Here is a 9,543-nt window from a genome sequence, read left to right on the forward strand (position 1 = left end):
CCTATAGAGGTAGCTTTGTTTTAGATAGGAGTCTAAATACCCTCATCTAACATAATTACGAATTTTTAAAGACCGCTGTTTGTAACGGACTATACATAATAGAACAATTAGCAATACAAGCGCTTTGAGCATTGATGGCTCCACTACCCTTTTCACTTCCGTAGGGGGTTTAGGAGTCACATTACATGGAATCTCAATGATCTGTGTGTGATCGGGAGCATTACCACTGGGAGTCAGATCGCATTCGCCTTTGCTGGTGAGAGACAAAGGTGTAGGTGTAGGTGTACTTCCTGAAGAAACAGATGCTTGAGCTGAAGAACTATCGCCATCCAGTAGTAGAAGCAGAAGTAAACCAAGACCACCAACTGCCATTATTGGCCAGAGTGGAAAAGAATCAGAACTATCTTGTACCAAGACATCTCCCACTGAGCCAGGGAAAGCATCGAAGCCTATTGTTTCTCCCTCCAACGGTATTGGATTGTCACTTAACAAAATATCTCCTGGGACATCTTCTCCCAAGAGTTGATTCAATTCCTGTGGAATCGCGTTATTGGGGCGTCCGAGTTCCCCACCATCTTCGGAGTATGGAAAGGATAGTACTTCAAAAATCCTTTGTTGGAGTTGGTTCTGATTTCCAGAACTCAATGCATCTAAGCCTGTAGAGATTTTATCTAAATAAAAATTTGTCATCTCTGGTGACAGACCTAGAGACTCAATCTGCTCCTTGATGTTGGAAATTTTTGAGGCTTCTTCAAACAGCAGTCGTCCGTATGACAATTTCAGGTCTAGTAATCCATTCCGGAGGCTGACCGAGTCATTGACTCCTGAGTATGGTGCCCAGTAGAACTGCTTGGTTACAAGTCCGAGTCCTTCTACTGGATTTCGACCAAAACCTTGTCCAAGAACGTATTGAGAACTATCCATGATTGCGGGGGATTCCTTTCTCCAAAATGAGGCGAAAGGCACCCCAGAGAGATTGGGATTGTTACCGTAAAAGCTAGCGAAATTTTGGAAGTTTTTCTCCCCACCTGCTGCTCGGATCAGGAGGTTTTGATAGCTAGTCCCGCCGTTTAACTCCAGTAATCGTTGGATTACGGTTCCAGTTTTATTGCAGCTCAGACCAAATCCCACATTACATGCAGGAATGACTCGCATCTGGCTGAGATTCTGGTTATTGATTTGGTACTGAAGATACTCATACTCCAATCCTTGTTGGATACCATACCGTCCAATATTGAGTTGTGCAAAAGCAGACTGACACGTAGTGAGTACTACTGCAACAGATGAAAATGCGATGGTCGCGAAGCGAACTGCCTTCGGCATCGCAATTCTTTGAACAATTGATTTAAGCAAGATGCACCTCCACTAAATGACAATAATTTAATTGGCGATTGGAGATTGGTATTTCCCAGTCCCCAATCGCCAGTCCCCACTCCCCAATTCAACTCTTTGGTAAATAAATATTGATCGTGATTCCGGTACCTTTGAGACTTCCTGATGAGAGGGTGTGATATAAGACCAATGCTCGGTTTGGTTGGTCAAAAAGAAACCCACGACGCGTGGGTTTGATCTTCCCTTGCTTTACTAAGGAAACGAAGGCTTCTAAATATCTACGTATACCTTGACGGTTCTGTTGACTAGTATTCATATGACGCTCAATCAGCATCATAAAGAAGTCCAAGCTACGATTTTCCTGTCCCTGGATCAAACTGCCCTCATCTAGAAAAGAACTTGCTATTAGCCTGCCATCAACTTGCTTAACCTTAAACAGAGTAAAGTAACGCCCTTCTTTTTTAGGATCGTTCGCATAACAGACCCAGGAACCCTCTTGATTCTGTGTAAAACCCTGTTCAGCAAGGTAAGAAAGCAAAGAATTACTTGTCTTGGTTTGTGGTGGAGGTAATAAATCCTCAATCGGATCTAAAGAGCAAATCCTCTGTCTTGTTTTCAGTTGAGAAATGACAGGAGTCTCTTGAGTATTGACGCGCAAAGGCTTGTCATTAGACATTGCCATGCTAGACATTGCAGCCAGCACAGACACTTGGAGAACCAACGCTCCAAACAAACGAACAATAATATTCATGTTTTTCCTGTTACTCTTACTTACGTTGTCAATAATTGAGTTGTTACTAAATCAAGATTGATCTAGCAGTCCTAAATGATTTGATAAATTTAAGAGTTTGCCTCATTTGGTTGAGGGTAGCTTAAGTTTTCACCAATCAATTAAGACTTTTATATATAGGTAACTAAGCACAAAGAGAATCAATGTCTAAATAAAACACACAATATTAATGTCTTATGTGCAAGACAAATTAAGCTTTTTGATATTTTTACATATACAAAAAACAATTGACATTGTGTCAAAACTTTTCTATTTACTGTTGTCTAATTTTTTGCCATTCTAAGAGGGTTTTATGCCTTTCTAGCTGGCTGTCATGATTCCTAAAAAAGGGCTTTGTTAGCTCTTTAGTTATCTTATATAAGCAGACTTTCAAAAGCTCTGTGCTTTGCACGTTGGTGCTTTTGTTGATTTCCTGGGTGGGTTGAATAATTTTTTGTTTTTTGAGGTAGCACACCTAACTAGCCGCTTAAGCATGGTTGCAATTGGATGTATAAAATAATATCTCCTGACAGTAAAATAATATTACCATGAGCTTGAGACATGCAACAGTATTGTGGACAGTTGTCAAAGTTGTACACAGTGAATTGTAACCACCTCTTCATTAAATTTCATGGCAAATAGGTGAGAGTCAAAGTCAATCTATTTACACATCACTAGTATTTGAGAATTTGATACTATTGTTCTTAAACTAATAAATCTATGTTTAAAATATTACATACTTATAATTAAAATACGTATAATAAATATACTCTGATGGCTAATCCAAGTTGCTAACTAGACTGCCGAGCAATCACCTCAAAGGAAGTTAAATTAGATTACAAGTATAAAAATTTGCGATTTAGTATGCTGTTGTTGTCACAGGTCTTAAAAGCATCTAAGTCTCATATTTTCAACTTATCTAAGTGTTGTTCACAAAAAATTAAGTAGGGCTATATATTCTCACTATGAAAAAATATGTCTTTAAATTTGCTCTGAAGATAGAGAAATATCCTGAGCAATCTTGGTATATTTAGAACTTGGAGTAGTAACAATTTTTGACTAAAATTAAGAAATTAACTTAGTATTTTTACAAGCCTTGGGAGTATGAATGTGGAATTTTTTAACAGGATTCCTTTGATGCCTTTAGTATTACTCTTATTGGCTTATACACTCCTGGGATGGTATCTTGCAGCTAATCATATTATTTGGTTAGTGGGAGCTTTTGTCGCTGCTATGGTTATAGCTGTAGTGCGAAAGAGTAATGCTTGGTTAGAGCGTTTAGTTGAATTTGGCTCTAAAACTTTAGTTGTTATTTTATTTTTAAGTTTATCAATTGCTGTAGTCGCAACTTGGTCTATATTATTAAGGCTATTTATTGTCCCCTTAGCCACTACGCTTTTAGCTGATTTAGAAATGCGATTTACTGGCTTCAATAAACTAGATTCATTTTGGGTTATAACAGTCATAGCAGTATTGGGTTTAGTAATAGGCGAAGTAATAGATATTCTACTTTTTCCTAGTAGCAGATACTAAAGAATTAGCGATAAAAAGCCTATGTATAGGAATACTATCTGATTTCTGAATAGGATTTTAAATGAAACCCTGATAAAACAGGTTTTTAAGTCTCAGTATTTTTTCAAAACTTAAATTGGAGTCCTACATTATTGATTAAGTAGGAGTGCACAGATATATATCCCTACTTAATCTGACTTATTAAGCGATCGCTGTCTCTAGTACAGCAAGGCACAAATAAACCATCCACTCTAAATCAATGAAACGCTTGTGGTATATATATTACGGAACTTGCTTCTCGTCAAAAGTGAGTATTATGTTAGCGCAGCAGGACGTAGCCCATTAGGAATTACGTTAGCGAATATTCGAGCCTAATTCGTAATCATGCCTAGCAGTACTAGCGACTTGATGAAAGAAAGCACGATTGCCCATTATTAGTCAATCATTCTCTAGATTACTATAAATCTCACTCACGGAAGACGTTTTTTCGAGTCAGGTTCTCTAGCCTATTAGCAGAATGATGTTGTCTAGCTAGAGAATTTGAAGCGATGCCTACGGCGGCAAGCTACGCAGGGAGGTTAATCTTAATGTGACCAGATGGATATTACGAGACCTCTTGCAAAAGTTCCTTCTGCACTCTTGTAGGGAAAGGGAAAAAGGGCAAAGGGAAAGGAAAAATTCCATCCCTTTCCCCCTTACGCTTTTCCCCACTTTTGCAAGAAGTCTACGGTTTGAAGACATATCACTGGTGACTCACACTTTCCCATCACTTTTATTCTCAACCATACAAGCATAGGTAAAACAGTGATTCAAATTTGCCCTCCCCAAGGGCTAACTTTTGGGCTGGTAGTTCCCAACCCAAAAGGTTTTGCTGAATCGCGAGTTCCACAATTTGGAGAATCTAGATAATTGCTCTGTTGAACAAAGACTATGAAATAAAGTCAAGAGTCCAAACTCAACACAAATAAGGAAGTAATGTGAGTAGACGTAAAGACTACAATTTGCTTCAGCAGACAACATCAACTGAAGTAGCAGCACCCAAACCATCCCTGACATTACCAGACGCAGTGGCTTTGATTGTCGGTATTGTTATCGGGGCGGGGATTTTTGAAACCCCGGCTTTAGTGGCAAGTCAAGCAGGTAGTGATATTGCTGTACTGCTTTTTTGGCTAATCGGTGGTGTAGTATCTCTAGTAGGAGCGCTGTGTTATGCAGAGTTGGCCACTGTCTATCCCGACGTTGGTGGTGCCTACTATTATTTGAAACGTGCATTCGGGCGGGGAGTCGCCTTTTTATTTGCCTGGGCGCGGATGACAGTGATTCAAACTGGTTCCATTGCGCTGTTGGCATTTGTTTTTGGCGATTATGTTTCTCAGATATGGCGGTTAGGAACGTTTTCTTCTTCTATTTATGCAGCCATAGCGATCGCACTTTTAACTGCTTTGAACATCATCGGTTTGCAACAGGGTAAGTGGACACAAAACTTGCTGAGTGCTGCGAAAGTTCTGGGTTTGTTGCTGGTAGTAATTATTGGGCTTACCGCCATTCCTAATTCTGCCGCCTCTGTAGAATCTGCATCATCGGGAACCTGGGGACTGGCGATGGTGTTTGTGCTGCTATCTTACGGGGGTTGGAATGAGGCGGCTTACATCTCGGCAGAAATTCAAGATGGACGACGTAATATTGTGCGATCGCTAATCTGGAGTATTGGCATCATCACCACCATTTATCTGCTAATCAATTTGGCTTACCTGCGGGGACTGGGATTAGCAAATATGGCGCAGTCAGAAGCGGTAGCCGCAGATTTAATGCGCTCTCTTTGGGGTGCACCAGGAGCCTTATTCATCAGTGTACTGATTGCGATCGCAACTTTGGGAGCAACCAACGCCACAATTTTTACCGGAGCGCGTACCAATTTCGCATTGGGACAGGATTTTTCGCTATTCGGTTTTATGGGACGCTGGCAGCAACGTCCTAGCAGTCCTACCCATGCCTTATTATTGCAAGCAGCGATCGCCTTGGCACTGGTTTTTTTAGGCACGCTCACCCGCAAAGGCTTTGAAACAATGGTGGATTACACCGCCCCAATATTTTGGTTCTTCTTTTTGCTTTCCGGCATATCACTGCTGGTATTGCGAAACCGCGAACCCCACATAGTGCGTCCATTCCGTGTGCCATTTTATCCTTTCACACCATTACTCTTTTGCGCTGTCTGCGGTTACTTACTCTACTCCAGCTTGGTCTATACAGGTGTGGGAGCAGTTGCAGGTGTTTTAGTTGTCGCAGCAGGTATCCCCCTGTTGTTCTGGAATAACTACCGCGGGCGTGAGAGGGGACGCGAGGAGTGAGGGAGATGAAGGAGCCGGAGGACAAGGTGACTTACTTGCAACAAGTCTTTCCCTTTGTCCCTAATTCTCCTTGTCCTCTTCCCCATGCCAAATACCTAATACCCAATAACTATTGACAAAGGAGAAAATTCATGAGCTTTAAAAAAATTCTGTTTTTACTGGCTACAGGGGTTAGTATCACCAGCTTGGGAATTGCTGGATGTACGCCGCCACAGCAAGATTTGGAAGCCGGGACAGAACCTTCTACAGATTTAACGGCTCAGACTGAAACCGCAACTCCTACACCTACACCTCAAGCCCAAGAACGTCCTGGAGATGTTCCCTATGTACCTACACCACAGCCAGTGGTGGATGCAATGTTGCAAGTAGCAAAAGTGGGAAAGAATGATGTACTTTACGACCTTGGCAGTGGTGATGGGCGAATTGTCAATACTGCGGCACAAAAGTATGGTACGCGTGGTGTCGGTATAGATATTAATCCCGAACGCATAAAAGAGGCTAATGAAAATGCTAAGAAGGCAGGAGTAACCGATCGCGTGAAGTTTGTCCAACAAGACTTGTTCAACACTGATTTTAGTGAAGCAACAGTAGTTACACTTTACTTACTGCCAGAGGTCAACGCCAAACTGCGTCCCAAGCTATTGAAAGAACTCAAACCTGGCACTCGTATTGTCTCCCATGCCTTCGATATGGGCGATTGGAAACCACAGCAAACGCTGAACGTAGAGGGCAAAACTATTTACTATTGGGTAGTTCCGGAACAAGTGCCAGCGAATTTGCGCTAGGACTAATACCATTTTCAACAATCTATCTTGGCAACAAGTAAATCAGCTGTAGGGGTGTACAACTGTACGCCCCTACACGTTTATCTATAGCAGGGATTTCGTCAAATGATATCAGAAATTCAAAATCATCAAATACCTATTTTTGAATTTTGAATTCTCTCCCTAGAGAGTTGACAGCGCCAACTTGAGATTTTGAATTGAAGGAATAATCTAAAATCGTTCGACTGAGCGTAGTCGAAGTCTAAAATTCAAAATTGTTTGACTGAGTGCAAATTCCAGCAAGAGCAGCTTAGGAAGGAAATATGATAGGGTTAAAAGGGAAGAATGCCTTAATTACAGGTGCAACATCAGGAATCGGTCAGGCGATCGCTATCAGACTCGCTCAAGAAGGGTGCAACATCGCCATCAATTACCGCTCATACCCTGAAGCCGCGGCAGACACGGAAGAGATGGCATTGCAAAAAGCCTGCGGAAATATCGAAAATTGTGGTGTGAAGTCGCTGCTGGTTCAGGGAGATGTCTCTCAAGAATCAGACATTGTTGAGATGGTCAACACCGTAGTAAAGGAATTTGGCAGTTTAGATATTCTAGTTAACAATGCTGGCATTCAAACAGAAAGCCCATCTCACGAAGTTACCACAGCAGACTTTGATCGGGTAATTGCAGTCAATCTCCGGGGTGCTTATCTCTGCGCCCGTGAAACTATTAAACACCTCCTGTCTCTTAATCGTCCAGGAGCGATCGTTAATATTTCCAGCGTTCACGAAATTATTCCGCGACCGATGTATATCAGTTATTCCATTAGCAAAGGCGGTATGGAAAACCTGACCAAAACCTTAGCATTGGAATATGCTAACCGAGGTATTCGTGTCAACGCCATTGGCCCCGGAGCAACGATCACACCAATGAATCAAGCCTGGATAGATGACCCTGAAAAAAAGGCGATCGTGGAAAGTCACATCCCAATGGGGCGTGCTGGTTCCTCTGAGGAGATGGCCGCCGCAGTAGCTTTTTTAGCTTCGGATGAAGCTGCCTACATCACCGGACAAACGCTATTTGTAGATGGTGGATTGACTCTGTATGCTGACTTCCGGGAATCCTGGTCAGCTTGAGGTCAGGCTTGCGTACTTTCCACAATTGAGCCGACACATACCATTAGTGGAATTAGACGCCTATGACTAGCGCGATCGATAAGAACAGTCTGCTAGAAGCAGAAGCCTGGGAATTGTTGGAAAAGTCCATAATTTATTACCAGGGTAAACCCATTGGGACTGTAGCCGCCCAAGATTGGGAGTTAGATGCACTCAATTATGACCAGTGCTTCCTCCGCGATTTTATCCCTTCTGCCTTGGTGTTTCTCATGTACGGCAAACCAGAGATTGTGCGTAACTTCTTAGTAGAAACACTGAAATTACAAAGTCATGAAAAGCAGATGGACTGCTTTGAACCGGGAGCGGGATTAATGCCTGCAAGTTTCAAAGTACATTCTAATGGCAATGAGGAATTTTTGGTTGCTGATTTTGGTGAGCAGGCGATCGCTCGTGTTCCCCCAATTGATTCCTGTATGTGGTGGATTCTCTTGCTACGTGCTCATGAAAAAGCTACAGGTGATTTGTCCCTAGCGCGTCAGCCAAATTTTCAACAAGGAATCAAGCTAATTTTGGATCTTTGCTTGGTACATCGGTTTTCCCTGTACCCAACAATGTTAGTTCCCGATGGCGCATTTATGATTGACCGTCGCATGGGAGTCTACGAACACCCTTTAGAAATTCAGGTGTTATTTTATGCATCTTTGAGGGCAGCTAGTGAATTGCTTTTACCAGATGGGGATGGCGATAGTTATCTTGGCAAAGTCAATAGGCGATTGGGATCTTTGAAATATCATATCCGCAACTATTACTGGCTAGACCTGAAGCGATTGGGGGAAATCTATCGTTACAAGGGTAACGAATTTGGTGCAGAAGTTGTTAATAAATTCAATATCCACTCAGAATCAATCCCCAGTTGGTTAACCGATTGGTTGCCCGAAACTGGAGGATATTTAGCGGGAAATCTGGGGCCGGGACGGATAGATTTTCGCTTTTTTGCTCTGGGAAATCTGATGGCAATCTTAGCTTCCTTAGCAAGCGTTAAAGAATCTCAAAGCATCATGAATTTATTTGCCCAACGCTGGCAAGACTTGATTGGCTATATGCCTGTTAAAATCTGCTTTCCAGCTTTGGAAGGTTTAGAGTGGAGAATTGTTACAGGATGTGACTCTAAGAACAGCGCTTGGTCTTATCACAACGGCGGTAACTGGCCAGTTTTACTGTGGTTATTTACTGCTGCGGCCCAGAAAGCAGGTCGAACAGAACTTGCCCAAGCAGCGATCGCCATTGCCGAAAGGCGTCTATTTAAGGATAAATTTCCGGAATACTACGATGGCAACAATGGTCGTTTAATCGGCAAAGAAGCCCGAATCAATCAAACTTGGAGCATTGCCGGATTGCTAGCTGCTAAAAAGTTCGTAGAAAATCCAGAGTATTTGGAATTAATCAGCTTTGCAGAGGGTCTTGAAGGCCCAGGCTGTAGCCTGTAGGTACTGAATGCCCTCCAGGGCTTCTACCCCAAAGATTATTTAGCAGTACAATTATCAGGGTGTCTCTACTTAAGCTAACGCGCCTACATATTGCACAAACTCCGTGTAGACCGTCATTAGTCATTAGTCATTAGTCATTTGTGTTTACTAAGGACAAAGGACAATTGACAAAGGACAACCTCACCAGTTGATGTGCAACTTAAATGCGTAACAGCTTAC

7 protein-coding genes are annotated in these 9,543 nt (G+C 42.2%); 5 read left to right on the top strand and 2 right to left on the bottom strand.

The annotated features are described in order from the left end of the window. Positions 1-42 precede the first annotated feature (42 nt). Both RM347_RS26505 and RM347_RS26510 read right to left on the bottom strand, forming a co-directional pair. Positions 43-1,323: a hypothetical protein gene (locus tag RM347_RS26505; RefSeq protein ID WP_322721624.1), complete on the bottom strand. Its 1,281-nt coding sequence runs from the start codon at positions 1,321-1,323 to the stop codon at positions 43-45. Positions 1,324-1,441: 118 nt separating this feature from the next. Continuing rightward, positions 1,442-2,083, bottom strand: a complete 642-nt coding sequence (locus RM347_RS26510; protein WP_322721623.1) for a hypothetical protein — start codon at positions 2,081-2,083, stop codon at positions 1,442-1,444. Positions 2,084-3,205: 1,122 nt separating this feature from the next. Here RM347_RS26510 and RM347_RS26515 point away from each other — a divergent pair. The 5 genes from RM347_RS26515 (at position 3,206) to RM347_RS26535 (ending at position 9,324) form a co-directional block, all read left to right on the top strand. Continuing rightward, positions 3,206-3,634: a hypothetical protein gene (locus tag RM347_RS26515; RefSeq protein ID WP_322721622.1), complete on the top strand. Its 429-nt coding sequence runs from the start codon at positions 3,206-3,208 to the stop codon at positions 3,632-3,634. 956 nt (positions 3,635-4,590) lie between these two features. Further along, positions 4,591-5,961 (top strand): APC family permease, encoded by a 1,371-nt coding sequence (locus RM347_RS26520; RefSeq protein ID WP_322721621.1) that lies wholly within the window; start codon positions 4,591-4,593, stop codon positions 5,959-5,961. A 131-nt stretch (positions 5,962-6,092) separates the two neighbouring features. Continuing rightward, positions 6,093-6,746, top strand: a complete 654-nt coding sequence (locus RM347_RS26525) for a class I SAM-dependent methyltransferase (protein ID WP_322721620.1) — start codon at positions 6,093-6,095, stop codon at positions 6,744-6,746. 302 nt (positions 6,747-7,048) lie between these two features. Then, positions 7,049-7,858 (top strand): glucose 1-dehydrogenase, encoded by an 810-nt coding sequence (locus RM347_RS26530; RefSeq protein WP_322721619.1) that lies wholly within the window; start codon positions 7,049-7,051, stop codon positions 7,856-7,858. 62 nt (positions 7,859-7,920) lie between these two features. Then, entirely contained in the window at positions 7,921-9,324 is a 1,404-nt protein-coding gene (locus tag RM347_RS26535; protein ID WP_322721618.1) for a glycoside hydrolase 100 family protein, read from the top strand. The last annotated feature ends 219 nt before the right edge of the window (positions 9,325-9,543 follow it).

The organism is Nostoc sp. ChiQUE02, from assembly GCF_034531305.2.
Lineage (GTDB): Bacteria > Cyanobacteriota > Cyanobacteriia > Cyanobacteriales > Nostocaceae > Nostoc.

What these genes read in the sequence shown, in the direction of transcription:
- RM347_RS26530 (WP_322721619.1), top strand. Translation starts at nt 7,049, where the DNA reads ATGATAGGGTTAAAAGGGAAGAATGCCTTAATTACAGGTGCAACATCA.
- RM347_RS26510 (WP_322721623.1), bottom strand. Translation starts at nt 2,083, where the DNA reads ATGAATATTATTGTTCGTTTGTTTGGAGCGTTGGTTCTCCAAGTGTCT.
- RM347_RS26515 (WP_322721622.1), top strand. Translation starts at nt 3,206, where the DNA reads ATGAATGTGGAATTTTTTAACAGGATTCCTTTGATGCCTTTAGTATTA.
- RM347_RS26525 (WP_322721620.1), top strand. Translation starts at nt 6,093, where the DNA reads ATGAGCTTTAAAAAAATTCTGTTTTTACTGGCTACAGGGGTTAGTATC.
- RM347_RS26505 (WP_322721624.1), bottom strand. Translation starts at nt 1,323, where the DNA reads ATGCCGAAGGCAGTTCGCTTCGCGACCATCGCATTTTCATCTGTTGCA.
- RM347_RS26535 (WP_322721618.1), top strand. Translation starts at nt 7,921, where the DNA reads ATGACTAGCGCGATCGATAAGAACAGTCTGCTAGAAGCAGAAGCCTGG.